Raw genomic sequence first — 25678 nt, 5'->3', positions numbered from 1 at the left:
ATCAATCATCCTTGATTCCAGCCAACTTCCGGGCCATTCTTTTCTTCCCTTCCAGATCAGCCTGCCTGGCGATGACCACCCGCTGGGCCTGAGGTGAACCGGCGCCATGCAAGGATTCGGTCAGGTAGGCGGCGGCTGCTGCTCCCAGGGTAAGGTTTTCCACAAAACGCAGCATCCTGAGGCGGCAGGTGGTTTCCATGCCGGCAACGCCTTGAAAATATTTTTTCAACAACGGCCCGATCTCCGGATGTTCCAGATCTTTCAGTGATGGCAGGGTGGCCACCAGACCGCCGGCGATGTCCTCGGCAAGCCTTGCTATCTCGTAGGGAAAACGGGTCACATTCAATTTGCAGACATTGGCCAGCAGAAGGTCAACAAGATACGTTCCCGAAGCGGTGGGGTTGCCCCGGGAAGAGCAGGCAATACCGCAGCAGAATATCGTTTCATTCAGATGAATCATCTCCACAAGTTTATCCTTGATGTGGGAAGCCCTGTCGAGGCCATGGTATTCTGCCAATGAGGCCGCTGCACCGATAAGCAGGTCGCCCACTCCGGTCTTGCAGCCGCCGTAGCTCTGGCGATGATAACCGGCAAAACGTTCGACCAGCCGGCCGGAATAATCGTATTCCCCGCAGAGGAATACTCTTTCCCAGGGGATAAAAACATGATCGAAGATGATGAGGCATTCCTGTCCACCGAAATACATGTTGCCGGTGTCGGCACGATCAGGTTCCATTTTGCGGAGATCCGAAGGTTGGCGCCCCAGAATGTAGATCAATTGCGGGTTATCCGCTTCCACGGCAAAGGCCACGGCATAATCACGGTCCTCTTCACGCATTGCCGTGGTTGGCATGGCGATGATGTAGTGGGAATTGAGCGCGCCGGTCTGATGGCATTTCGCACCGTTGACCACGATACCTTCCCTGTTCCGGCTGACTACTCGCAGGTATAGATCGGGGTCGGCCTGTTCATGGGGGCGCTTGCTGCGATCCCCCTTGGGGTCGGTCATTGCCCCGTCACAGACAGCATTCTCCTCCTGAACCTGCTGCAGGAAATGGTTGAAATTACGATGATAGGGTGTGCCCAGATCCCGTTCCAGTTCAAAAGTGGTGATTTCCAGTGCATTCAAAGCGTCCATGCCCACGCAACGCTGAAAGCATGTTCCCGTCTGCTGGCCAAGAAGACGCTGCAACTTTACCTTGTTGATCAGGTCTTCTGCCGAGCGATGAATATGGGTGAAACGATTGATGCGGCGGCCATCCAGATGAGAGTTCGCATAGATCAGCTGTTCGTGTTCCGGCTGGCCCTGCAGAGCATAGGACCGGGCTACTGCTGCGGTGCTGAGCTGCACCAGCGGATGTTCCTGCGGTGCATCGACCGGGGTGCCCCGGATATAGACTTTGCGCTTCAATTTTTTCAGGCTGCTGATATATTTGTTTTCAGGCATATTATTTTTCCCTCCCGATGTTTGATAGATATATGTTTAAAATATTCAAACAAAGGGAGAAGATGTCCTGCTTGAATGCCAATTTCTTTGGCACAGCCCCGTTTTGAAGCAGTTTCCGGGGGAGCTGTTCAAGGTTGATTAATTCGGATGATTCTAGTAAGATAATGTGTGGACAAGTTTCCTGCACGGGGGTAGTTGGCGGTCTGGTGACGCTCCTGGACTTCAAATCCAGTGGTGGGCGCGATCCGTCCACGGTGGGTTCGATTCCCATCTACTCCCGCCATTGCTGTGTTGCAAGAAGAGAAGTTGGGGTTAACGTAAAACATAATTTGTGGTAAAATGAAGTGTGAGTGGTGCCATTCCATCAGTTTGTTTCCGGGGGCAGACTTGAAGTTGATTTGACAGGGGGGTAAAGCATGAGCAGAAGGGAATATTCGAAGAAAGAGGCGGCGTTGCTTCTTGGAGTTACACCGAGCGCGATCCAGAGGAGGATAGAACGTAAAACAATAGAGGCGCGCAAAGACAATCGTGGGCATTGGTTGGTATCTTTGACAGATGAGGAAATTGAAAGGAAACGGATGCGAAAAGCCGACCGGATAGTGGAACAGGCGGTTACCGACACCGATCCGCAGTCTTCTCCAGCCGCGGACGCCTCACCGGGGGTTCCGGAGGGGAAAAAGGGTTTTTGTATCAAGGAAAGTGGCATCGTGGAGGCATTGTTGTCCGGTGAATTTATATCGCAGGCCATCGATTTTGTCCTGGAATGGAAAGACAGGGCCGAGGAGCTGACCAGGTCTCTGGCCGAAAAAGGGGGCCTGCACATCGAGGATGCCGACAGTCTGGTCGATTCGTTCATGGATAAATTTGAAGAACAGAAAAATATCTATCTGATCAAATTGATGGAGGGGGTCGAGGCGGTCAGAAGCAAGATCGTTACCAGGCAGGATGTGGAACAACTGGAGAAGAAGATTGAAATATTGTCCAAGAAGATCCAGGCCCTGAAAGAAAAAGAAAACGGATAGACCTTTTCGGGCTTGATGGGGTGGAGGAAGTAACAACCGGGGTGAACGATTTGCGTTCTCCCCATTTTTTATGAATTTTTATGGCTGCAATCGAAAGGAAACAGGGGTGCAGCAGTTACCGCTGACCGATTTCTGTCGGCAGGGCTGTGGTAACGGGCTCGATTTTCCAGATCTCATCGGCATATCTTTTTATCGTAAGGTCGCTGGAAAATTTGCCCGCGTGGGCGATGTTGACAGCGCATTTTTTCTGCCAGCTTTGCCTGTTGCCGTATGCATGCTCCGCCCTTTCACGGGCGGCACCGAAAGAGGGGAGATCCTTCAACACAAAAAATTCATCGTTGCCGCCGATGAGATGATCGAAAATGGCCCTGAATTCATGTTCCCCGGTGGGAAGAAAACCGTTTATCAGCTGGTCGGTTACCTTCCTGATACGGGGGTTGGTGTTGTAGATATCGGTAGAACGGTAATGACCTTTTTCATGATAATTGTTGACTTCATCGGCCGTCAATCCGAATGTGATGATATTGTCTTCACCGACGGCTTCCATTATTTCGATGTTGGCACCATCAAGGGTGCCGATTGTCACCGCGCCGTTCAACATGAATTTCATGTTGCCTGTACCGGAAGCTTCCTTGCTCGCCGTCGAGATCTGCTGGCTCAGATCTGCTGCGGGGATAATGATGTCAGCCAGCGAAACACGGTAATTTTCCAGGAAGACGACCTTGATGCGGTCCCTTATCCTGCGGTCGGTATTGATAACCCCGGCCACGGTGTTGATCAGCTTGATTATTTTTTTGGCCAGATAATAGTTCGGGAATGCCTTGGCTGCAAAAATAAAGGTGCGGGGGGTTATCTGTATATCCGGGTTTTCCAGAAGGCGGTTGTAGAGATCCATGATGTGCATGATGTTGAGCAGCTGGCGTTTGTAAAGGTGGAGCCGTTTTACCTGGACGTCGAAGATGGAATGGGTATCGATTTTAAGGTCATGTTTTTCCTCTACAATCCGGGCCAGCGCAGCTTTGTTGCACTGTTTTATATCGTAAAGCCTGTCCAGAAAAGCTGAATCTTCGACATAATCAGATAATGCTATCAGGGAACGGGGGTGTTTGATCCAATCCGGCCCGATGGTTTCGTTGATCAGATTTGACAGCAGCGGGTTGACCTTCAAAAGCCAACGGCGGTGAGTGATCCCGTTGGTCTTGTTATTGAATTTCCCCGGAAATATCCCGTAGAAATTTTTCATCTCCCGGTGTTTGAGGATTTCGGTATGCAACCTGGCTACACCGTTTATACTGTGACTGCCTACCAGGGCAAGATGAGCCATCTTCACGTGTTTGTCGGCAATGATGGACATGGAGCCGATCTTGTCCCGGTAGAGGGGGTATTCTTTCATTATGGTTTGGCAGAAACGGTTGTTGATCTCCTCGATGATCATGTAGATACGTGGCAGCAATGGTTTGAACAGACCCACGGGCCATTTTTCAAGAGCCTCCACGAGGGTGGTATGGTTGGTGTAAGAGATTGTCCCGGTTGTGATTTCCCATGCTTTTTCCCAGGACATTCCCTCCCTGTCCATCAGGATGCGCATGAGTTCGGGAATGGCCAGAGCCGGGTGAGTGTCATTGATATGGATTGCCACCAGCTCGTTCAATCTTTCCAGGGAACCATACCTGTTTTTGACACAGCGGGTGATACTCTGGATGGCGGCGGAAACAAGAAAATACTGTTGTTTGAGACGCAGTATTTTGCCCTCATGATGTGAGTCGTCGGGATAGAGAAAAGCAGAGATTGATTCCAGGTTATGCTTGTAGTCAACGATACGCTGGTAACAGTCCATGATGGCGCACAGTTCGGTTTTGGATGCCTCGGCATCCCACAAGCGAAGCGTATTGACAGTCTTGCCATCAAAGCCGATCATGGGCATATCATAGGGAACCGCATTGATTATTTCAGCATTTCTATGGTGGAAAAAGTAGCGGCCATTTCTTTCTTCAAATTCGATGTGCCCGCCAAACTTTACCTCAACCGTTTCCTCTACCCGGCGTATTTCCCAGACATTGCCCTCCTTGAGCCAGTTTTCGGGGAGTTCTATCTGGTAACCATCGACAATTTTTTGTTCAAAAAGCCCGTATCTGTATCTGATTCCACATCCATGGCCAGGCAGGCCCAGGGAAGCCAGGGAATCCAGAAAACAGGCCGCCAGGCGGCCAAGGCCGCCGTTTCCCAGGCCGGCATCGGGTTCTTCAGCGACAATGTCGGCCAGTTCGATGCCAAGTTCGTGCAACCCTTCGCGGCACAGTTCCAGGATATGAAGATTGATCATGTTGCTTTCCAGCAGACGCCCCAGGAGAAATTCCATGGACAGATAGTAAACTTGCTTGGCACCCAGTTCATGATACCGCGCCATCGTAGCCGACCATTCATCCGTGATCGCTTCACGGATCATCGTGCCCAGAACCTGGTAAATATCCAGAGAAGTTGCTTGCAGGCAATCTTTCCCGCGTAGATTTTTGAGTTTTTCAACAAAACATGCTTTGAATCGTTCCTTGTTTCCAAACATGACATACCACGTCCCATAACATGATCGCTATTACATTAAAACACAGATTCGTTTATTTTTAATTGTAAAAATAATGGCAGATTTGTATCAATGTTTTACAACAGTGCGCGAAACCAAGAAACACGGAGGCGCGGGGAAAGGATACACTTTTTCAGACCCGGGGAGGGGACGAAAACTGATTTTGGCAAAAAACAGGGAATGGAATCGCATTTTGCGCTTGCCCGGGAAATAACCGATTTGTTTTCAAAAATGGTACAGGGGGACAATGTACCGGCTGAATGGGGCCGTTAAATTTGCGGGACTTGCGCATGAAGTGGCAATATTGCAGGATGTGGCAAAATTAAATATATTTTTTTTGGAATCTTGCAGGGAATAAAACTTAACTAGCGAAATAGTTAAGTAAGTATAGTTATTGGTTTCAACCAAAAATGTTTTATTTAAAAAAAATCAAGGAGGAGAATTGTTGTATGAGTGAACAGGATTATGTAAAAGGTGGGTCTTTCTTGCTCAGCCAGCTTGGTCCAGATGATGTTTTTACCCCCGAAGAACTGGATGACATGCATCTTATGATCAAGAAGACGTGTGATGATTTTGGTGAGAACAAAGTATTTCCCCTCACTGATGAGATCGAAGCCAAAGCCGAAGGGGTGACGGTAGGCCTGTTGAAAGAAGCGGGGGAACTGGGGCTTCTTGGCAGCGATATTCCCGAAGAATATGGCGGAGACGGTGGGGACAAGACTACTTCGGCGCTCATTGCCGAAGCCCTGACCTATTCAGGTTCCTTCTCCACGGCATTCGGTGCTCATACGGGTATCGGTACCCTGCCGATCGTCTATTTCGGTACCAAGGAGCAGAAGGAACGCTATCTTCCCGATCTGGCAGTGGGAAACAAAATTGCGGCATATGCACTGACTGAACCGGAAGCCGGTTCCGATGCCATGAACGCAAGGTCCACGGCTGTTCTGACTGAAGACGGCAAGCATTACATACTTAACGGGACCAAGATGTTTATTACCAATGCTGCCTGGGCGGACGTGATCATTGTATTCGCCAAGATTGACGGAGAGAAGTTCACCGCTTTTATCGTTGATCGTGATTCGGAAGGGCTTTCCATCAGTCCCGAGGAGAAGAAGATGGGGATCCATGGATCTTCGACCTGCAGCGTGATCATGGAAGACTGCAAGGTTCCCGTGGAAAACGTTCTTCATGTGATCGGCAAGGGACATCAGGTGGCGCTGAATATCTTGAATATCGGCCGCTTCAAGCTGGCTGCCGGTGCAGTCGGCGGGGCCAAGAAAGCAATTGAAGCTTCGATCGAATATGCACTGGAGAGGCATCAGTTCAACCAGCCCATCGCGCAGTTCAACCTGATCAAGAACAAGATTGCCGACATGTTGATCAAGACCTATGCCATGGAAAGTATGGTCTATCGCACCGTGGGACTGATCGACACCAAGATGGAAGATGTGGACATGGATGCCGAGGATGCCAACCAGCAGGTTGTCAATTCGATTCGTGAATACGCCATTGAATGTTCGATCAACAAGGTTTACTGCTCGGAAGGGCTGGATCAGATCGTCGATGAGGCAGTGCAGATCTACGGTGGTTACGGTTATTCGGCCGAATATATCGTGGAAAGGTTGTACCGGGATAGCCGTATCAACCGGATTTTTGAAGGCACCAACGAGGTCAACCGCATGCTTATCCCCGGAACCCTTCTTCCCAAGGCGATGAGCGGCGACCTTCCTTTCATGGACGCTGTCTTCGGATTGAAAGGGGAACTTGACAAGCTGAAAGAGATGGAGGTACCCACGGAGTCACCGGAGAAGGAAGCCTTCGTCATTGAAAACATGAAGAAACTATTCCTGCTGGCTTGCGGCAATGCAGCACGTCAGTTTGAACAGGCCATCGAGCAGGAACAGGAGATTCTGGTGGCCCTGGCCAATATTGCCATGGAAGTTTTCGCCGCTGAAAGCTCCTTGCTGAGGGCGAGGAAGATTGCCGCTGAAAGTGGTGAGGAAGCTGCCCGCCTGCCGATGTTGATGACCCAGTGCCTGGTGAGCGAAATGGTTCCGAAATGCCAGGCATGGACCAACGAGGTCATTGCCGGTACTTTTGAACCGGAAAAAGCAGCAAGAAATACGGATAACATCCTCCTGCTGAGCCGTAATATTCCGCTCAACACCTATGTTATCAAGCGCGAATTGGCAGATGAGGCTTACAAGGCGAAGAAATACTTTTTGGAGAAGTAGACTGTTGAAAGGGTAAGCGGGAGTTGAAAGAGGCGGGCGGCGTTGGTTACGCCACCCGCCTTTTTATGAACCAGGGGCAATTTTTTAACATATAGAATCAGAGGTGAAACTGCAAGTGGAGAAAGTATATGTGGTAGGTGCGGTGCGAACAGCGGTAGGTAGCTTCGGTGGGTCCTTGAGAGATGTAACGGCGGTGAAGCTCGGCTCTATTGTCATCGAGGAAGCGCTGAAAAGGGCGGGATTGGACAAGAAAGATGTGGATGAAGTGATCATGGGCAATGTTCTGCAAGCGGGGCTCGGGCAGAGTTCCGGCCGACAGGCTGCTGTCAATGCCGGGATACCCGTGGAAGTACCGGTATTGACGGTAAACAAGGTCTGCGGTTCCGGGCTGAAGGCGATCAATCTGGGTGCCCAGAGCATCATGCTCGGGGATGCAGATATCGTTGTGGCCGGGGGGATGGAGAATATGAGTGCGGCTCCCTATCTCGCGCCGATGGCCAGATGGGGGGGGCGGATGGGGCATACGGTGATGCAGGACGCGATGATTCTGGATGGCCTCTGGTGTGCGTTCGAGGACATACACATGGGGATCACGGCCGAGAATATTGCGGATGATTACAATATCAGCAGGGAAGATCAGGACCTTTTTGCCTTGCAGAGCCAGCACAGGGCCATCGCCGCCATTGATGAAGGAAGGTTTGATGATGAGATAATACCCGTGCCTGTCCCGCAGAGAAAGGGTGAACCGCTGCCTTTCAGCACCGATGAACATCCCCGGCGGGGGACAACCCTGGAAAAACTGGCGGCCCTTCGCCCGGCATTCAAAAAAGATGGTACGGTTACGGCAGGCAACGCTTCGGGCATCAACGACAGTGCTGCTGCAGTGGTCCTTGCTTCCGGCAGGGTGGTGGGGAAGCTTGGCCTGAAGCCCATGGTGGAGGTGATCAATTTTGCCTCGGCGGGGGTTGAACCCCGGGTGATGGGAACCGGCCCCATAGCTGCTTGCCGGCGCCTGTTCAAGAAGACCGGCCTCTCCGTTGAAGATATCGATCTTTTTGAATTGAATGAAGCTTTTGCTTCCCAATCCCTGGCTGTACTGAAAGAGCTGCAGGTGAACCCGGAGATTGTCAACGTCAACGGCGGGGCGATTGCTCTGGGCCATCCTATCGGGGCCAGCGGCGCCAGGATCTTCATCACTTTGATTTTCGAGATGAGGAGAAGAAAAAGCAACCTGGGTGTCGCTTCTCTCTGTATCGGAGGCGGGCAGGGCGTTGCCACGCTGGTGAAAGGGATGTAATCTGTACGTGATCAGTTCCGGCAAACGGGTGTTGCGTTGATCGAATCGCGGCCAGTGATTCTACCAGAAAAACAGGGCGGGATGCAGACAGCCGGTTTGGTCCGGCTGTCTTGTTGGCCGTTTTGCTTCCATCAGGGAGAGGCCTCACCGCCCTTTCCGCATGGTTATGGGAGCTTTTGCAAGGCCAGTTTTTGATGGATTGTCGGCCTTTCCATCTTTACTCCGGAGGCGGCGAACGGCTTCCGACAGGGCCCATCTTTTCCCCGGAGGCCACGGGGATGCAGGTTGCAGCCCGGGCGGATCTTCCGTAACTGGCCACTTCGATTAATCATTCCATTGTTTTGTGGTATGATAGTTTTTAGTAAATGATCAAATCATATGTCAGAGGTGTCGGGATGGACGTTAAAAACTCTTTTCTCAGGGCCTTGCCGGCGGTGGACCGTATCTTGCAGGAAGAGCCCCTGCAAAAAATCGCGAATCGGATTCCCCACGGTCTCCTGCTCGAAGTTTCACGCGAGAGCATAGATCATTTCAGAGAGAAAATCATCGCTTCTTCCTCCGGCGAGGAACTTGAAAACCTGGCCATCGACCCCGCCGTGATTGCTGCCGAAGCCGCGGAAAGGGCAAGGCTGCGGTTTTTTTCCGGGCTGCGCCATGTGATCAATGCAACAGGGGTTATATTGCATACCAATCTGGGGCGGGCGCCGCTGGCCGAACAGGCTATCCACGCAGTTACATCCACGGCGGGGCAGTATTCCAATCTTGAACTTTCGCTGGAAAGTGGCCGGAGGGATTCACGGCTGGCCCACGTGGAGGGGCTGGTATGCACCTTGACCGGGGCGGAAGCTTCCCTGATTGTCAACAACAATGCCGCGGCGGTATTGCTTCTTCTCAATACTTTGGCCAGGGATAGGGAAGTTATCGTTTCCCGCGGGCAACTGGTCGAGATAGGGGGAGGGTTCCGTGTTCCCGATGTCATGAAAGCCAGCGGGGCAACGCTGGTGGAAGTGGGAACTACGAACAAATGTTACCGGCATGATTATGAAAGAGCCATTTCTGATCGGACTGCATTGCTCCTGAAGGTACATACAAGCAATTATCGTATCATTGGTTTTACGGAGGAGGTTTCCCGGAAAGAACTGGTTTCCCTGGGTCGGCAGGTTGGCTTGCCGGTGGTGGAAGATCTGGGCAGTGGGGCTTTTTATGATCTCACCGAATACGGGTTGCCTCCGGAACCCACCGTGCAAGAATGCCTCGAAGAGGGTGTCGGGGCAGTCTCATTCAGCGGGGACAAGATCCTTGGCGGACCGCAGGCAGGGATAATTGTAGGGGACAGGGACCTGATCCGGCGGTTGCGTGATAACCAGCTGTCAAGGGCATTGCGCGTTGATAAACTAACCATCGCGGCCATGGAGGCGACTTTACGCCTCTATCATGACCACGAGAAGGCCCGATGTGAAATTCCCGTTCTGGGGATGTTGACCGCTGATACCCGTGACCTGAAGGCGAGGGCTGACCGTTTGCTGCGCCGTTTGAAACAGCAGGTCAAGGCAGGGGATTGGCAGATAATGAAAGGGACCTCCTGTGTGGGGGGTGGAGCCATGCCCCTGGCAGAATTGCCCACGTATCTGATCTCCTACCGATCCGGGGACATTTCGGCGGAGGAGTTGATGAAAAGATTGCGGTGGGGAGACCCCCCCCTGATAGCGAGGGTCCACCAGGAACATTTGCTTCTGGATTTGCGGACCGTTTTGCCCGGACAGGAGGAAGAAATTGTTACCGTGATGATGAAGGCGGTAAATCCCGGGGAATAGATCAAAAAACAATCTCTATGGTGCGGAGTGATAAGAATTGGATGCGGTGATAATCGGTACGGCCGGCCATGTTGACCATGGCAAGACGGCGCTGATCAGTGCGATTACCGGGGTGGACACGGATCGGCTCAAGGAAGAAAAGGAAAGGGGCATCTCCATCGATCTGGGTTTTGCTTCTTTTTCTTTGTCCGGAGGCCGGGTAGCGGGAATAATAGATGTTCCGGGCCACGAAAGATTTATCAACAATATGCTGGCGGGTACCGCGGGCATAGATCTTGTACTGCTGGTGATCGATGCCTCCGAGGGAGTTATGGCCCAGACCCGCGAACACCTCAACATTCTGCAATTGCTGGGACTGGAAAAAGGACTGGTCGTGCTGACCAAAATCGACCTTGTCGATGAAGAATGGTTGGACATGGTGGAGGAAGAGGTGCGAGGAGAACTTCGGGGTACTTTCCTGCAGGAAGCCCCTTTCTGCCGGGTTTCGGCGGTAACCGGATCCGGGATAGAGGAATTGCGGGCGATGCTTGATCGGCTTACAAGGATGGTCGCACCCCGCGACCTGAATGCACCGATGCGGCTTCCCGTTGACCGTTCCTTCATCATATCCGGGTTTGGCACGATAGTGACGGGCACGCTCATCCAGGGGCGCGTGGGCATCGGTGATATCGTGGAAGTGTTGCCCGCGGGGGAGAAAGCGCGCGTGCGCAACATCGAGGTTTTCAATCACGGTGTCAAGGAAGCTTTTGCCGGACACAGGGTGGCCATAAATCTTTCGGGGGTGGAAAAGAGTGAACTGGAACGGGGAAGCGTGATCTGTTCCCCGGGTTATTTCAGGCGGACATCGATGCTCGATGCCTCCGTGACGATATTGAATAGAGTTACCAGGGACGTGAAGAACCTGGACCCCCTGCATCTTTATCTTGGCACGTCCCGGGTGGTGGCGCGTATGGCTATTCTGGATAAAGAGATCCTGCGGCCCGGGGAAAGGGGGCTTGTCCAGCTCAGGTTGGAGTCGCCGCTGGTCGCCGACAGGAAGGACCGTTTCATCATCCGCTCCTATTCGCCGGTGGTGACGATTGGTGGGGGGATGGTCCTCGACCCTTTCTCGGAAAGGAGGCCGCGCCGCGCCCGCCGCACAATCATAAAAACCCTCCGGGAACTGGAGAGAGAGATTCTGACTTCCGGAACGGACAGATCATACGTGGTCCAGAAGATAAGCCAGTTGAAAGTGGCCGATTTTTCACGGCTTGAAACGATGGCCCGGTTGGGAAAGGAGAAGCTGGAATCACTTATCGGGGAACTGAAGGATGAGGGAAAGATCATGGATCTGGGGGGCAGTTATATAACGGCGGAAACGCTGGAAAAATGGGAAGAGGAGGTAACTGCTTTTCTGGATGACTATCATCGCAAGCATCCTCTTCTGGCCGGGGTTCCGCGGGCGCAGTTGAGGGGCGTAATTCCGGCAGAACTCTCCATCAGGGAATACGATGCTTTCCTGGACAATCTGGAGGCCAAAGGGGTGGTGAGCTGTCAGGGAGAGAAGGTTTGCAGAGCCGGTTTTGTACCTGAACTGACACCCGGCGAGGAGATTTTCATCAGCAAGATCAAGTCGATTCTGAGCGAAGCACGGTTCCAGCCTCCTCCGGCAAGAGAAATAGCGGCTTCCACTGACCGGAAGATTGCTGACCTCGAATCTCTGCTGGAATACATGAGCGATCGCGGTTGGATAATCAAAATAAGTGAAGATATGTATCTGCTCCAGGATCTGTATGAAGAGGCACTGGAGATGTTGCGGGATCATTTTCGCCAACATGATCGGCTTACGATGGCTCAATTTCGTGACTGCCTGCAGAGTTCGCGGAAATACATGCAAGCATTGCTGGAACATTTTGACCAGAAGAAGTACACGAAAAGGGTGGGGGATTATCGTGTACCCTGGAAACTTTGAAAAGGGGTGGGCAGATGTCGGAGAAAAAAATGAGGTTGACCTCGTTGGCACGTAGCGCCGGGTGAGCAGCCAAGATAGGTCCGGAGACCCTGGCGCAGGTTCTGCGTCAATTGCCCCTGCCGGAGGATCGGCGTTTCTTGAACCGTGAGGAAAAAAACTCCGACGCGGGAATATTTCAAATTGCAGAGGATACCGCCCTGGTACAATCGGTCGATTATTTTACCCCGGTGGTGGACGATCCCTACCTGTTTGGTTTGATCGCGGCGGCAAACGCCCTGGGAGATATCTACGCGGTTGGCGGAACACCCCTTACTGCTTTGAATATAGTTTCTTTCCCTTGCCAAAAATTGAAAAGTAATATTTTGAAAGATATTCTTCATGGCGGCCATGTGAAAATCCAGGAAGCCGGAGCGGTCGTGGTTGGAGGGCATAGCATCGAGGATGATGAACCCAAATACGGGCTGGCTGTCACGGGCCTGGTAGACCCACGCGAACTCGTCACCATTTCGGGAGCCCGGCCGGGAGAAGTTCTGGTACTCAGCAAGCCCATAGGGACCGGCATCATTACCACTGCCCTGAAAGGGGGGGCAGTCAGGGAAGAGGAGGTGGCAGAGGCTCTTGACGGGATGTCCGCGTTGAATGATGGAGCTGCGCGGATCATGAAGCAGTCCGGGGTTTCCGCCTGTACGGATGTTACCGGTTTCGGACTGCTGGGGCATGCAGCGGAGATGGCCGAATCAAGCCGTGTTTCCATCAAACTCAGGCAGGGTTCACTGCCTCTTTACCCCCGGACGGAGGAGCTATTCGAAAAAGGTTTTGTTCCCGGCGGTACCTACCGCAACCTGGATTTTTACCGGCCCAGAATGGAAATAATGGTAGATGATGACAGCAAGTTGATGCTCATGGCTGACCCGCAGACATCCGGAGGGCTTCTTATGTCCGTACCACCTGCACGGCTGCCGGGGTTGACAGATGCCATGACCGGAGCAGGCCTTGGCTGTTATACAGTCGGAGAAGTCCTTGATTATTCAGGCAGTTTGCTCGTTGTGGAAAAATAGATCCGTGGCCTTTGAATCACTGTTTTATTTTCATGTACTCGTTGATAGCTTTATCCAGATTCTTGCTGGCCCGGATGGTCTTGCTATCGAGAGGGCATCCATGGATAAAACTGGTGTTGTACATTTTGGTGCGTAGCCCTTCAATTTTTGCCTGAAGATGTTTGGTCTTCTGCGCATTACTGAATTCATGTTTCATCGTCATTTTATCCTCCCGATTTTTGGGTCGGTTGGTTGATTTCGACATAAAATGGAAATATCCTCTTTTTTTGAAAAAAATATTTCGCGCAAATACATTATCTTCTAATTTGTTTTATATTTCTTTAATTTCTATATACTTAGCAGGATTTATTCAAATTAATGTCGAAAGAGTAGAAAATGAATTATGCAATCGTGTCAAATCCCGGCAGGAAAACATTTCCAACCGGGTCAGGGCAAGCATAATCGATGTTTGTTATATTCCGTTCATAATTGGAATAATCATGGGTTGAAAAGGAGGTGAATCAAGGCTGTCCGGTCTTTTGCTTCTGGAATTTCAAACGTAGAAAATCTATATCGAAACCGGTTTACTAGAGGCAAACAAAATATATCTCTATGCGGGGTATGAAGATGAGCGTTGAAAACATTTCTTTTACAGAAAAATTTGATTTACTTGGTTGTATCCAGTGCGGGAAGTGTACCGGGGGTTGCCCGGTTACAGTCAGAACAAATCTGAATCCACGTCGATTTGTATATGACGCTTACAACGAGGACCTTCTGGATGAACTTGCCCACCTTGTCGAAGTATGGGACTGTACCGGATGTCATACCTGCGCGGTAAGATGCCCGAAGGGGTTGAAACCGGTGGAGGTTCTGTTCGGCCTGCGCAATCTTCTGGTAGAGAGTGGGAAGGTTCAGCCGACTGTCAGGGATGCTCTGGAAAGCACATACCTGGAAGGAAACCCCTGGAACAAGGCCAAGGCTCTCCGTTACGATTGGATGGATGGGCTGGACGTGAAACTGGCCGATCCCGATCAGGAGGTGGAAAATCTCTTTTTCGTCTGCTGCACGATTGCCTACGATCCTCGTGTACAGGCGACAGCCAGAAACATGGTCAAGCTGCTCAACAAAGCGGGTGTGGACTATGCCTTTCTGGGCGAGGATGAATCCTGCTGCGGCAGCGAGATCATAGCCCTGGGGGAGGAAGAACTCTTCTGGGAGATGGCCGAGGAAACGGTGGAGAAATACAATGAATTCTCCGCCGGAAGAATTGTAACCCTATCGCCCCATTGCCTGACTGCTTTGAAGAAAATGGAAGGCCTGAAACACGAGGTTATACATTATACACAGCTTCTGGCCGAATTGATTGAAAAAGAGCAATTGAGTTTTTCGGGCGAGTTGAAGGAGAGAATCGTTTATCATGATCCATGCTTCCTGGGCAAGCAGAGCCTCATTTTTGATGAACCGAGGATGATTCTGAAAAGCATCCCCGGTGTGGAACTTGTTGAATTTGAACGTTCCCGGGAACGCAGCCTCTGCTGTGAAGGTGGCGGAGGGAAGATGTGGGTGGAATCGGAATCGAAAGAGGAACGCCTGGCGGAAACAAGGATCAAGGATGCGAAAGAACTGGGGGCACAGGTGGTGGCCGTAGCCTGTCCTTTCTGTGTACTCACTCTGGATGATGCTGTCAAGGCATTGGGCCTTGAAGAAGAGATGAGGGTAGCGGAAATAATGGAAATTATCGACACTGTGATGTAAATCGAATACTAGAAAGTTGGAGGTGGAGTTTTGTGAAGACTTTTGTTTGTATCAAGTATGTTCCGGATACGTCGGAAGCCGATATCAAACTAGACGAAACCGGAAAGGCAGTGGATTCCAGCCGATTTTCATTCGATATCAACGATGCTGACAACTATGCGGTCGAGGAATCCGTGCTGATCAAGGAAGACAAGGGAGGAGAGGTCACGGTCGTTTCCATCGGGCCACAGAAATCCGAAGTCATGATCCGTATGGCCCTTGCCAAGGGCGGGGATCGTGCCATTCGCATAGAAGATCCCCGGATCAATAGCTTTGACCCCATCTGTATAGCCAAGGTCCTTGCCGGAGCGATCAAGGGGCAAGAATTTGACCTGGTTCTCACCGGTTGCATGGCCAACGATGACGGTCAGATGGCCGTGGGGGTGGCCCTGGCAGAAGAACTGGGTGTGGCACATGCGGCGATGGTCAAAAATGTTGAAGTCCTTGATGGCAAGGTAAAAGCAAGCAGGGAGCTTGAAGGTGGGCTGATGGAGGTTGTGGAAGTGGCCCTTCCGGCCGTCCTGACCATACAGACGGGTATCAACGAACCCCGCTATGCCCCGATCAGGGGAATCAGACAGGCGCAGAAAAAAGAACTCAAGGTAATGAATCTTGACGATCTGTCCATGCCTGCCGATCAGGTGAACGAGTCTGCTTCGTTGATCGTTCTGAACAAGCTTTACATTCCGGAAGTTGTTTCGACAGCGGAGTTTATCGAGGGTGAACCGGAAGAAAAGGCGGAAAAACTTGCTTCCATTCTCGTAAAAGGAGGTCATTTATAAGATGGGTGATGTATTTGTACTGGCGGAGCACAGGCAGGGGGCATTGCGTGATATCTCCTGGGAGATGCTGAATCTGGCATCCCAGGTCGCTGCAGATGCCCAGGGAGAAGTTGTGGCCGTGCTGCTGGGTCACGGTGTGGATGATTTTGCTTCCGAACTGGCCGGGGCATGTGACAGGGTCCTCTGTATCGATGATGCCCTGCTGGCAGATTTCAACGGTGATAAATACCAGAAAATCGTTTCAGCCCTGATTGATGAATACAAGCCTTTTATCGTGATGGTCGGGCATACCGCTCAGGGCGTGGATTTTGCACCCGCGCTGGCTGTGGAGAAGGGGCTTCCCTTTCTTACCGATCTGGTGGCTTTGAAAATTGAAGAAGGCAAACCGATTGCCGAGCGTCAGTATTATCAGGGGAAAGTAAACGGAGAATTTTCTTTCAAGGATGCGGAGACCTATCTGTTTACCATCCGCGAATCCGCTTTTGAAGCGATCGAGCCTTCCAAAAAGGGAAGTGTTGAGAAAATCGATTCCCCTTTGAAAGAGGATCTTGATTACCGCACGTTTGTCGAGTATGTGGAAGCTGAAGTGGGCGACGTTGATATCACCCAGTCGGAATTGCTGGTAGGGATCGGCCGTGGTGTGCGTGAAGACAAGAATTTGCCCCTGATGGAAGAGCTGGCAGAAAGCATCGGGGCAGATATCTGCGGCTCCCGTGCGGCGACCGACGCGGGCTGGATACCTCATGATCGCCAGGTGGGGACATCGGGTAAAACGGTGAAGCCGAAGCTCTACATTGCAGTGGGAATCTCGGGTGCCTTCCAGCATCTGGCCGGAATCAAAGGAGCCAAAACCATCGTGGCTATCAACAAGGATCCCAATGCGCCGATTTTTGCAGAGGCGGATTACGCCATTGTTGATGATCTGTTCAAGGTGGTTCCAAAACTGGCCGAAAAAATCAAAGAAATGAAAGGTGCTTAGCCCCCAAGCTGGTTCAGCACTATCAAAAGCTAATCTGCGTGGGAGGATGAAAATTCGAGATGGAAAAACCAAAATTGGGTGTTTATGTTTGTCATTGTGGGATAAATATTTCAGCAACCGTCGATGTTGAGGAAGTAACCAATTTTGCGGCGACGCTTCCCGGCGTCGTCATCGCCAAAAATTATGCCTACATGTGCTCCGATCCCGGGCAGTTGCTGATCCGCGAGGATATCAGCAAATCTGGTATAAACAGGGTGGTGGTGGCTTCCTGTTCTCCGCGTATGCACGAACTCACTTTCCGGAAGACACTCAAGGAAGCGGGCCTCAATCCTTTCTATCTGGAAATGGCCAACATACGGGAACATTGTTCCTGGGTCCATTCCGATCGGGAGAAAGCTACACAGAAAGCTAAAAGACTTGTGGCCTCGGCAGTGGCCAAGGCGCGGATGCTCGAACCCCTGGAGGAAAAATTCGTCGATGCCGAACCGGCTGCGCTGGTCATCGGTGCAGGGGTGGCCGGTATCCAGGCGGCACTGGATATTGCTGATGCGGGCTTCAAGGTCTATCTTGTCGAGAAGACACCCTCGGTGGGGGGGCGCATGGCCCAGCTGGACAAGACCTTTCCTACATTGGACTGCTCGGCCTGTATCCTTACCCCCAAGATGGTCGATGTGGCCAGCCACCCGAACATCGAGCTGATGACTTACGCGGAAGTTGAGGAAATCGGCGGTTTTGTGGGGAATTTTGATGTTAAAGTCAGAAAAAAAGCCCGTTATGTGGAGTTCAGCAAGTGTACCGGATGCGGCGACTGTGCTACAAGCTGTCGCATCGCCAATCGTATTCCCGATGAGTTCAACGAGGGACTGGGAAAACGTTCGGCAATCTATCTGCCGTTTCCGCAGGCGGTGCCGGCCGTCTACACCATCGATCCCGAACGCTGCCTGTTTCTGACCAGGGGTAAATGCGGCAAGGGGCCCAAATGTGTGGAGGTCTGCCGTGCGGAAGCGATCAATTTCGAGCAGACGGACGAGATTGTGGAATTCAAGGTCGGTGCGATCATCGTGGCCACCGGATTTGATGTATTCGATGCTGCCCGCAAGCCGGAGTTTGCCTACACGGGGAATGCCAACGTGATCACCGGGTTGGAGATGGAGCGCCTGGTGTCGGCTTCGGGGCCGACCGGTGGTAATATCCTGATCGGCGAAGGTGAAGATGCCAGGGAACCCAAGGATATTGCCTTCATCCAGTGTGTGGGATCGCGGGATACAAGTGTCGGCAACGAGTACTGTTCAAGGGTATGTTGCATGTACACGGCCAAACAGGCTCACCTGGTAAAAGAGAAGATTCCCGATGCCAGGGTAAGGGTTTATTACATGGATGTCCGGGCCTTCGGAAAAGGTTTCGAGGAGTTCTATGACCGGGTTCGCCGTGAAGGGGTCAGGTACATCCGGGGGAATCCATCGGAGATCTTCCGGCGCGGGGAGAAGATGGTCATCAAGGTGGAGGACACGCTTACAGCAACGCCTCTCGAGGATGAGGTGGATCTGGTCGTTCTCTCGGTGGGGCTCGAGCCGCGGAAAGATACACGGGAGATGATCGATCTGTTGAGGTTGTCTCAATCCGCGGACAGGTTCCTCATGGAGGCGCACCCCAAACTGCGCCCGGTGGATACATCCTCGGACGGGGTTTTCCTGGCCGGCTGTTGCCAGGCTCCCAAGGACATACCGGACACGGTGGCCCAGGCCAAGGGGGCTGCTGCCTCGGCACTGATTCCCCTTTCTTCCGGCAAGGTGAAGGTTGAAGCGCAGGTAAGCTGCGTGGATGAGAGCACCTGCCGCGGTTGTGCATTCTGTGTAGAGATATGCCCTTACACGGCCATCGAGTTGGTTGAAATCAATCGCATGGGCCGTACGGTCAACGTGGCCAGGGTCAACGAGGCACTCTGCAAGGGATGCGGCGCCTGTGTGGCCGGATGTCTGTCTGGATCAATCCAGTCGCGGTCGTTTATGGATTGCCAGATATTACCGCAAATTGCTGCATTGGGGGTTGGAGAATGACGGAGAATTTTGAACCAAACATAGTTGCTTTTCTGTGCAACTGGTGTTCCTATGCCGGGGCTGATCTTGCTGGGACCAGCCGGGTGAAGTATCCTTGCAATATCAAGGTAATACGTGTGATGTGCTCGGGAAGGGTCAACCCGCTCTTTGTCCTGAATGCGCTTCAGCAGGGGGCTGACGGCGTGCTTGTTTCCGGATGCCACCCGGGTGACTGTCACTACATGGAGGGCAATATGTATGCCCGCCGCAGGATGGGACTGTTAAAAGAGATGATGGAGTTTGTGGGTATCGACCCCCGTCGTTTCCAGATGAGCTGGGTTTCTGCTTCGGAGCCCACCAAATGGAAGGAAGTCGTGGAAAAAATTGTAGAAGATACTCGCGAACTGGGACCATTTGAACAGTTTCGACGTAACAAGATCAATTGGTAGGGGGGAGGAGCGCTTGGTAGATCTGGAAAAACTTCGCAGTACCGCTGCAGAAGTGGTTTCACGCGACGATGTGAAGCATTTGCTAGGCTGGCAGAAGGGGACTTTCGGTTACCGGGTTTCACCCTGTGTTATTGAAAAGCCCGAAGAAACGGAAAAACTGATTTTTTCTCCGTTGTGTGTATCAAACCTGGCCAGCTATCTCACTTATGCCGAAAAGTTGCCGGTCCCGCGCGGCCAGCAGCCAGATGAGCGAAAGGTTGCATTGCTGGTCAAAGGGTGCGACAGCCGCGCTGTGGTCCAATTGCTGGTGGAAAAAGGGATAGAAAGGGAGCGGGTGGTTGTAATCGGATGCCCCTGCCGGGGCGTCGTTGATTTAAAAAAAGTACGAGAAAAGTATCCTGAAACTCTGGATTCTGTCGAGGCGGCATGGAAAGATGACAAGATCGTATTCAAATTCCCTGATGGGGAGAAAGAGGTGGCACGGGAAGAGGTGTTGGCGGACAACTGCCTGATATGCCGGCATCCAAATCCGGTAATAGCCGATATCAGTCTTGGTAGCGAGGTGCAACCAGGCGGTAACGGGGAGTCGCCGGAAGTAAAAGAGATCGAAGATATGTCTCTTGAAGAGCGGTGGGCATACTGGGAAAAAGAATTTTCCCGCTGTATCCGCTGTTACTCTTGCCGCAACGTGTGTCCGATGTGTTACTGCGAGGATTGTGTCCTTGATCGGTTGAATCCGACGTGGATCAACCGGGCGGCAAATTACAGTGAAAACACCATTTTCAATCTGGCCCGTGCCTTTCATCTGGTCGGCCGCTGTGTGGATTGCGGCGAATGTGAAAGAGTTTGCCCCGCCGGATTGCCGCTGGGTAAACTTAACCGTAAACTGGCTCAGGAAGTGCGGAACCAATTTGATTATGAACCAGGGTTGGATGTGGAAGGAAAGCCGTTTCAGGCCAGTTTTCATCCTGATGATCAGGAAGACTTTGTTCTCTAGAGGTGGGTGAATATGTCTGATAAGATTTTGAAAAAAGATAAGTGGTCTGAATTTGTGGAGAAGATGGCTTCCTCCAGGAAGGTGTGGCTGGTTGACAGCGAGGATGCAGTGAAGTTTGTTCCCTATGCTGAAGGGGAAGCACAACCAACATTGGCGCCTCCCTTCGAAGGAGCAAAGAGGCACAACACCACGGTACCTCCCAAAAGCGTGGTCTTTCCGCAAACAGAGACGATGTTCAGTTTCGAGCTGGGCCAGCAGGAAGTAACTGTCCCCGAAGGGGTACAGGAAATGGTGGTACTGGGAATCCGCCCATGTGATGCCCGGGCCATGTCCATCGTGGACAGCCTCTTTTCCTGGGATTACGATGATGGGTACTATCAGGATAAAAGAAACCAGACATTGCTGATCGGGTTGGCCTGCAACGAACCCTGCGTGAACTGTTTCTGCACATCCGTGGGGGGTGGCCCGGCCTCGACCGAGGGGCTGGATGTTCTGATGGTAGACCTCGGCGATCGGTATTTGCTCCGGGAAATTTCGGAAAAGGGCAAGGAAATCCTCGGTTCGAACGGTGATTTGCTGAGCGATGCAACCGCCGAAGACAGGAGCGCTGCAGATGCTCTGACCAGGGCGGCGGAGGAGAAGATAGGACGCTCCATTGAAATCGAAGGCATTGCCGAGGGGTTGCCGGAATTGTGGGAGGACCAATTGTGGAAGGACATTTCCAACGCTTGTATCAGCTGTGGAACTTGCACTTTCCTCTGTCCAACCTGTCACTGCTTCGACATCCAGGATGAAGTGGAAATGGAAGAAGGCCGCCGTTGCCGGATGTGGGATTCCTGCATGTTTGCAGAATATACCCTTCATACATCCGGTCACAATCCACGCCCGACGACCCGCGAACGAACGCGCAACCGGATCAATCACAAGTATTACTACTACGTAAGCAAGTTCGGGAAAACAGCCTGTGTTGGATGTGGCCGGTGTATAGAGTACTGCCCGGCCAATATAGATATACTGGACATTCTTTCAAAGGTAAAGGAGGCGCTATGAAAAACAACGCTAATCCTTATATACCCCATATTGCTACCGTTGAGGAAGCCTGGCACGAGACGTACGGTGATCGTTGCATAAAAACCCTGAAAGTGGTCTTCGATGATGAGAAGATAAAAGATAGTTGGGAACATCGGCCGGGGCAGTGTGCAATGATCGGAGTCCTTGGTGTGGGAGAGAGCATGATATCGATATCCTGTTCGCCCACGGAAGGGAAATTTCTGCGGTTTTCAGTGATGCGCATGGGCAAAGTTACCCGGGCACTTCATCAATTGGAGCCGGGTGACAAGATGATGGTCAGGGGACCATACGGTAATAGTTTTCCGGTCGAGGACTGGAAAGGTAAAAATATTGTCACTATCGGAGGGGGTATCGGCCAGGCGCCGTTACGCCCCATAGTAGAGCATGTGAAGGCCAATATCGGTGATTACGAGGGGTTGACCACGATTTACGGATCACGAACGTCGGGCGACCTCTGTTTCAAATCCGAGTTTGAAAACCTGGCCAAACAGGATGGAATCTGTTGCCACCTGTCGGTGGACGTGGAAGAAGAAGGATGGCCTCATTATGTCGGATTTGTTCCCAACTTGCTGATGGAGGTGGCTCCCTCTCCGGAGAACACCATTGCCATCACCTGCGGTCCGCCGATCATGATTCGTTTTGTTATCGAGAATCTGAAAAAATTGGGTTTTGCCGATGAGCAGATCTATACGACTCTTGAAAACAGGATGAAGTGTGGCATAGGCAAATGTGGCCGTTGCAATGCGGGCCCCCTCTATGTTTGCAAGGATGGACCGGTATTCAGTTACGCGGTGCTCAAAGGAGTTCCCGAAGCTTCGGCTTGAAGGCCGGTTCGGATGGTAAAGAAAAAGAAGAGAAGGCCTGTTACCGGAACAGGCCTTCTCCATTTTAACCTCCATGCTGTCGGTTCTTTTCATGGGAAACTTGCTGTCAGCCAATTGTTGCGGTGCTGGCTGAACGATGTTCCGGGCAAGGGCCCTTTCAAACTTGCAACAACCCGGCCCTTTTTTCCTTTTTATTATAATCGGGGGGCGGTGTGGTAAAATAGGGATGACTGCTGGAAGGGGGGACAGGGTGGAACGTTTCGGAAAGGTAATCGAAAAACGTGGAAACAGGGCTGTTGTGCTGATGAGGCGCCATGTGGCCTGTGAAGGATGCGGCCGATGCGGGGGGTTGTTGGGTGGACCGGACACCATGGACTCACATGTTGAAGTGGACAACCCCATCGATGCACTGCCCGGACAGACGGTCAAGATCGAAGTTGATGATGGCAAGCTGCTGTTATTCTCTTTTGTTTTTTATCTCGTACCCGTTATCGTTCTTCTTGCGGGAATCTGGGCGGGGTTCTCCCTGGCGGCGGCAGTAGGTTTCAAGGGTGATCATGTTTTGATTGCGGCTGTTTCGGGGCTGAGCCTGGCTGCAATGACCTTCGGGGGCATCAGGATCTGGGACAGAAGGGTCAAGGACAACCCTCGGTACAGGCCGGTGATAACAGCATTGGCTGATGAGGAAGAAAGCTGACTGTTTCGATTTACAGGGGCAACCTGTACCTGTAGTCGGTTGTCACCATTGTTCCATCAGTGAAGGCTTCCGGAATGGATGATGACATACAATGTGCTGGCAATGGGCACATGGCTGTATTGTCTTTGCCCGAAGGTCATGGTAAAATGTCATGAAGAAAAAAATAATAAAGCATACCTCATCTCACCGGGGATGGGGTAGAGGCGCGGTTGCCAAGAGTATTTCTGCGGAGGGTTAAGAAGGGGCCCGATGAACCGAAGGAAAGGGGTTGCCGCCGAAGTATCCATCCTCCCTGTGGATCGGATGCTGGGTCGTCTGCAAAGAGCTGACGAACTGTCACCGCAAGGTTTACCCGGATTTTGTGGTGGTGCGCTATCTCGTCAAGGTAAAAGGGGTAATCTGTGTCTCCCGGCTAGCGCATGACAGGTTAGCCGTTTTTATTTGCCTGGCGAAGAAAGGGAAACAGGAATGGTATTATTTCTGGAATGGTTGGGCGTAAATGATAAAGGGCATCTGGAGATGGAAGGTTGTGACCTTGTAGAACTGGCTCACAACTACGGGACGCCTCTTTTTGTCTACAATGAGGGGCAGATCAGGCGAAGGTGCAGGGAGTACCTTCATGCCCTGGAAAAATGTTACCCTCACGGAGAGGTAATTTATGCGGGAAAAGCGTTTCTTGCCATGGCGATGTGTAGCTTGATTGCCGAGGAGGGTCTCGGCCTGGATGTTGTTTCCGGGGGTGAACTCCATACGGCCATTGCTGCCAATTTTCCCATGGATCGCGTCTATTTTCACGGGAACAACAAGTCGCCTGACGAACTGGCCATGGCCCTGGATTCAGGCGTGGGGCGCGTTGTGGTCGACAGCGCTGCAGAACTTGAGCTTTTGAACAGTATTGCCGGCGCACGGGGGCGAAAAGCAAGGATACTGTTACGGATCAAACCGGGGATTACCGCGCATACACACAGCTTCATCCAGACCGGCCAGACTGATTCCAAGTTCGGGCTGGGTATCGATGACGGGGAGGCCCTTGCGGCTGCACGGATGGCTTCATCCTTCCCGCATACAGAGCTGAAAGGGCTGCACTGCCATATCGGTTCACAGATATACAATTTTCGAGAACCTTTTCGCTTGACGGCAGGCAAGATGATCACTTTCATTGATGAGCTCCGTACAGCCGGTATGGAAATGGAGGAGTTGAATCTAGGTGGCGGTCTGGCAATACGTTATACTTCAGGGGATAGTTCGGTAGAGGTCAACGATTACATCACAGTGTTGACCGGGGCCATAAAGGAAGGGTGCGTGGAAAAGGGGCTTCCCCTGCCCCGACTGATGGTCGAGCCGGGGCGATCCATCGTTGGAGAGGCCGGGCTGACTCTGTATACGGTAGGTAATATCAAAATAATCCCCGGGGTGCGGACTTACGTGGCTGTCGATGGCGGGATGATGGATAGTCTGAGGGCTGTTCTTTACGATACAGTCTACGAGGGTATCATTGCAGATCGTGTCCGTGCTCCCCTTGACAGTACCGTGACCATTGCAGGCAAGGCCTGCGAGTCCGCGGACATCCTGATCAGGGATCTGAAGGTGGCCCGTCCCCGGAGGGGTGATATTCTGGCCGTTTTCAGCACCGGGGCTTACCATTTTTCAATGTACAGCGGTTACAATCGCAATCCCCGCCCCGCCGTGGTTTTTGTCCAGGGGGGGCAGCCCAAACTGGTCGTGAAACGCGAGTCCTACGAGGATATAGTTGCCCTTGACATCTTGCCCCCGCATTTCAAGCAGAACCATCGGAAGAACGGGGGGCCGGCAGAATGAAATTTACCAAGATGCAGACGTTGGGGAAAGATTTTATCGTCATGGAAGATCCGGAAGGGAATTTTGAATCCCCGGGTTCCCTGGCATGCGATCTATGCCGTCGCCGTTTTTCCATAGGTGCGGATGGGTTGTTGGTGATCCAGCCTTCCGATCAGGGAGATTACCGCCTGCGTATCTTCAATCGGGACGGGAGTGAAGCGGAGATGAGCGGTGATGCTTTGCTCTGTACCTGTCGTTATATTGATGCCCGTTGCAACTATGAAAAAGGCATGGTGCTGGAAACCAAAGGAGGGTTGAAGAAGGCGATAGCTCTTGCGGATGATCTGGCCAGGATCAATATGGGTGAACCGGAATTGCGTAGCGATCTGGTGCCCGTTGCGGGTGCACGCAGGGCAATTTTGAGCGATACAATCAGGGTGGGAACGAGAACTTTCAAGTTTGCGGCGGTGGGTTTTGGCACCCCGCATATCATTATTTTTCTGGAAGAAGATGAGGCTGTACCCCATGCAACAGCCCCTTATCTGGAAAAGCACGAGTTTTTTCCTCGAGGGGCCAATGTGGGATTTGTCAAAGTAATAAATCCGAGAAAATTGATGGTCTATCCCTGGGAAAGAGGGATGGGTAAAACTTTCTCCTGTGGAAGTGCGGCCTGTGCAGCAGTCGTGGCCGGGATGCTGAGGGACGAACTGGAGCGTCTGCCTGGCCCCGTGGATGTGGTTGTGCCCGGCGGCACTTTGCGCGTACAATGGGAACCGGGCAGCGAGGCATTCCTGGAAGGGACGGCCCGGGAAGTTTTTACCGGAGAAATATGATCGTTTGAATGGAAGAACTGCCCGGGGGGAAGCAGGCCG

21 protein-coding genes and 1 tRNA gene are annotated in these 25678 nt (G+C 52.0%); 19 read left to right on the top strand and 3 right to left on the bottom strand.

Annotation, left to right across the window (positions count from 1 at the left end; translation table 11 throughout):
• Position 1: 1 nt before the first annotated feature.
• A complete protein-coding gene (locus GX364_02120) occupies positions 2-1447 on the bottom strand; it encodes a 4-hydroxybutyryl-CoA dehydratase (protein NLI69650.1) in 1446 nt (481 codons plus the stop codon).
• A gap of 187 nt (positions 1448-1634) precedes the next feature.
• Here GX364_02120 and GX364_02115 point away from each other — a divergent pair.
• A tRNA-Sec gene (locus GX364_02115) sits at positions 1635-1730 on the top strand.
• Between the two features lie 133 nt (positions 1731-1863).
• Positions 1864-2469: a hypothetical protein gene (locus tag GX364_02110; protein NLI69649.1), complete on the top strand. Its 606-nt coding sequence runs from the start codon at positions 1864-1866 to the stop codon at positions 2467-2469.
• A gap of 115 nt (positions 2470-2584) precedes the next feature.
• Here the strand turns inward: GX364_02110 and GX364_02105 are convergent, their stop codons facing one another.
• Positions 2585-5029, bottom strand: a complete 2445-nt coding sequence (locus GX364_02105) for a glycogen/starch/alpha-glucan phosphorylase (protein NLI69648.1) — start codon at positions 5027-5029, stop codon at positions 2585-2587.
• 467 nt (positions 5030-5496) lie between these two features.
• Here GX364_02105 and GX364_02100 point away from each other — a divergent pair, with 467 nt between their 5' ends.
• The 5 genes from GX364_02100 (at position 5497) to selD (ending at position 13401) form a co-directional block, all read left to right on the top strand.
• Positions 5497-7281, top strand: a complete 1785-nt coding sequence (locus GX364_02100) for an acyl-CoA dehydrogenase (protein ID NLI69647.1) — start codon at positions 5497-5499, stop codon at positions 7279-7281.
• A 109-nt stretch (positions 7282-7390) separates the two neighbouring features.
• Positions 7391-8578, top strand: coding sequence for an acetyl-CoA C-acetyltransferase (locus GX364_02095; GenBank protein NLI69646.1), 1188 nt, complete (start codon positions 7391-7393; stop codon positions 8576-8578).
• A gap of 395 nt (positions 8579-8973) precedes the next feature.
• Entirely contained in the window at positions 8974-10392 is a 1419-nt protein-coding gene (locus GX364_02090; GenBank protein ID NLI69645.1) for an L-seryl-tRNA(Sec) selenium transferase, read from the top strand.
• 37 nt (positions 10393-10429) lie between these two features.
• Positions 10430-12343: a selenocysteine-specific translation elongation factor gene (gene selB, locus GX364_02085; GenBank protein NLI69644.1), complete on the top strand. Its 1914-nt coding sequence runs from the start codon at positions 10430-10432 to the stop codon at positions 12341-12343.
• 14 nt (positions 12344-12357) lie between these two features.
• Positions 12358-13401 carry a selenide, water dikinase SelD gene (gene selD, locus GX364_02080; GenBank protein NLI69643.1) on the top strand — a complete coding sequence of 348 codons (1044 nt, stop codon included), beginning with the start codon at positions 12358-12360 and terminating at the stop codon, positions 13399-13401.
• 16 nt (positions 13402-13417) lie between these two features.
• Here the strand turns inward: selD and GX364_02075 are convergent, their stop codons facing one another.
• Positions 13418-13597, bottom strand: a complete 180-nt coding sequence (locus GX364_02075; protein NLI69642.1) for an aspartyl-phosphate phosphatase Spo0E family protein — start codon at positions 13595-13597, stop codon at positions 13418-13420.
• A 410-nt stretch (positions 13598-14007) separates the two neighbouring features.
• Here GX364_02075 and GX364_02070 point away from each other — a divergent pair, with 410 nt between their 5' ends.
• The 12 genes from GX364_02070 (at position 14008) to dapF (ending at position 25639) form a co-directional block, all read left to right on the top strand.
• Positions 14008-15135, top strand: coding sequence for a (Fe-S)-binding protein (locus tag GX364_02070; GenBank protein ID NLI69641.1), 1128 nt, complete (start codon positions 14008-14010; stop codon positions 15133-15135).
• Between the two features lie 32 nt (positions 15136-15167).
• Complete coding sequence (locus GX364_02065; protein NLI69640.1) at positions 15168-15956, top strand: electron transfer flavoprotein subunit beta/FixA family protein; 789 nt, start codon at positions 15168-15170, stop codon at positions 15954-15956.
• A gap of 1 nt (position 15957) precedes the next feature.
• On the top strand, positions 15958-16935 hold the full coding sequence (locus tag GX364_02060) for an electron transfer flavoprotein subunit alpha/FixB family protein (protein ID NLI69639.1): 978 nt from the start codon (positions 15958-15960) through the stop codon (positions 16933-16935).
• A 59-nt stretch (positions 16936-16994) separates the two neighbouring features.
• Positions 16995-18992, top strand: a complete 1998-nt coding sequence (locus GX364_02055) for a CoB--CoM heterodisulfide reductase iron-sulfur subunit A family protein (protein NLI69638.1) — start codon at positions 16995-16997, stop codon at positions 18990-18992.
• Entirely contained in the window at positions 18989-19420 is a 432-nt protein-coding gene (locus GX364_02050; protein ID NLI69637.1) for a hydrogenase iron-sulfur subunit, read from the top strand. The genes GX364_02055 and GX364_02050 overlap by 4 nt, the downstream gene beginning before the upstream one ends.
• Positions 19421-19433: 13 nt before the next feature.
• Positions 19434-20417: a coenzyme F420 hydrogenase gene (locus GX364_02045; GenBank protein ID NLI69636.1), complete on the top strand. Its 984-nt coding sequence runs from the start codon at positions 19434-19436 to the stop codon at positions 20415-20417.
• 12 nt (positions 20418-20429) lie between these two features.
• Complete coding sequence (locus tag GX364_02040) at positions 20430-21467, top strand: 4Fe-4S binding protein (protein ID NLI69635.1); 1038 nt, start codon at positions 20430-20432, stop codon at positions 21465-21467.
• Positions 21464-22312, top strand: coding sequence for a heterodisulfide reductase subunit F (locus GX364_02035; protein NLI69634.1), 849 nt, complete (start codon positions 21464-21466; stop codon positions 22310-22312). Before GX364_02040 ends, GX364_02035 begins: the two co-directional genes overlap by 4 nt.
• Positions 22313-22562: 250 nt before the next feature.
• Positions 22563-23009, top strand: a complete 447-nt coding sequence (locus GX364_02030) for a SoxR reducing system RseC family protein (GenBank protein NLI69633.1) — start codon at positions 22563-22565, stop codon at positions 23007-23009.
• A gap of 268 nt (positions 23010-23277) precedes the next feature.
• Complete coding sequence (locus tag GX364_02025; protein NLI69632.1) at positions 23278-23508, top strand: hypothetical protein; 231 nt, start codon at positions 23278-23280, stop codon at positions 23506-23508.
• Entirely contained in the window at positions 23478-24827 is a 1350-nt protein-coding gene (lysA, locus tag GX364_02020; GenBank protein ID NLI69631.1) for a diaminopimelate decarboxylase, read from the top strand. The genes GX364_02025 and lysA overlap by 31 nt, the downstream gene beginning before the upstream one ends.
• Entirely contained in the window at positions 24824-25639 is an 816-nt protein-coding gene (gene dapF / locus GX364_02015; protein NLI69630.1) for a diaminopimelate epimerase, read from the top strand. Before lysA ends, dapF begins: the two co-directional genes overlap by 4 nt.
• The last annotated feature ends 39 nt before the right edge of the window (positions 25640-25678 follow it).

The organism is Bacillota bacterium (assembly GCA_012518215.1).
Lineage (GTDB): Bacteria > Bacillota > Dethiobacteria > DTU022 > PWGO01 > JAAYSV01.
This window is presented reverse-complemented; position numbering and strand designations above follow the sequence as displayed.

Coding starts and splice junctions, on each gene's coding strand:
- GX364_02120 (NLI69650.1), bottom strand. CDS start 1,447: ATGCCTGAAAACAAATATATCAGCAGCCTGAAAAAATTGAAGCGCAAA.
- GX364_02110 (NLI69649.1), top strand. CDS start 1,864: ATGAGCAGAAGGGAATATTCGAAGAAAGAGGCGGCGTTGCTTCTTGGA.
- GX364_02105 (NLI69648.1), bottom strand. CDS start 5,029: ATGTTTGGAAACAAGGAACGATTCAAAGCATGTTTTGTTGAAAAACTC.
- GX364_02100 (NLI69647.1), top strand. CDS start 5,497: ATGAGTGAACAGGATTATGTAAAAGGTGGGTCTTTCTTGCTCAGCCAG.
- GX364_02090 (NLI69645.1), top strand. CDS start 8,974: ATGGACGTTAAAAACTCTTTTCTCAGGGCCTTGCCGGCGGTGGACCGT.
- GX364_02075 (NLI69642.1), bottom strand. CDS start 13,597: ATGAAACATGAATTCAGTAATGCGCAGAAGACCAAACATCTTCAGGCA.
- GX364_02070 (NLI69641.1), top strand. CDS start 14,008: ATGAGCGTTGAAAACATTTCTTTTACAGAAAAATTTGATTTACTTGGT.
- GX364_02060 (NLI69639.1), top strand. CDS start 15,958: ATGGGTGATGTATTTGTACTGGCGGAGCACAGGCAGGGGGCATTGCGT.
- GX364_02055 (NLI69638.1), top strand. CDS start 16,995: ATGGAAAAACCAAAATTGGGTGTTTATGTTTGTCATTGTGGGATAAAT.
- GX364_02050 (NLI69637.1), top strand. CDS start 18,989: ATGACGGAGAATTTTGAACCAAACATAGTTGCTTTTCTGTGCAACTGG.
- GX364_02040 (NLI69635.1), top strand. CDS start 20,430: ATGTCTGATAAGATTTTGAAAAAAGATAAGTGGTCTGAATTTGTGGAG.
- GX364_02035 (NLI69634.1), top strand. CDS start 21,464: ATGAAAAACAACGCTAATCCTTATATACCCCATATTGCTACCGTTGAG.
- lysA (NLI69631.1), top strand. CDS start 23,478: ATGGTATTATTTCTGGAATGGTTGGGCGTAAATGATAAAGGGCATCTG.
- dapF (NLI69630.1), top strand. CDS start 24,824: ATGAAATTTACCAAGATGCAGACGTTGGGGAAAGATTTTATCGTCATG.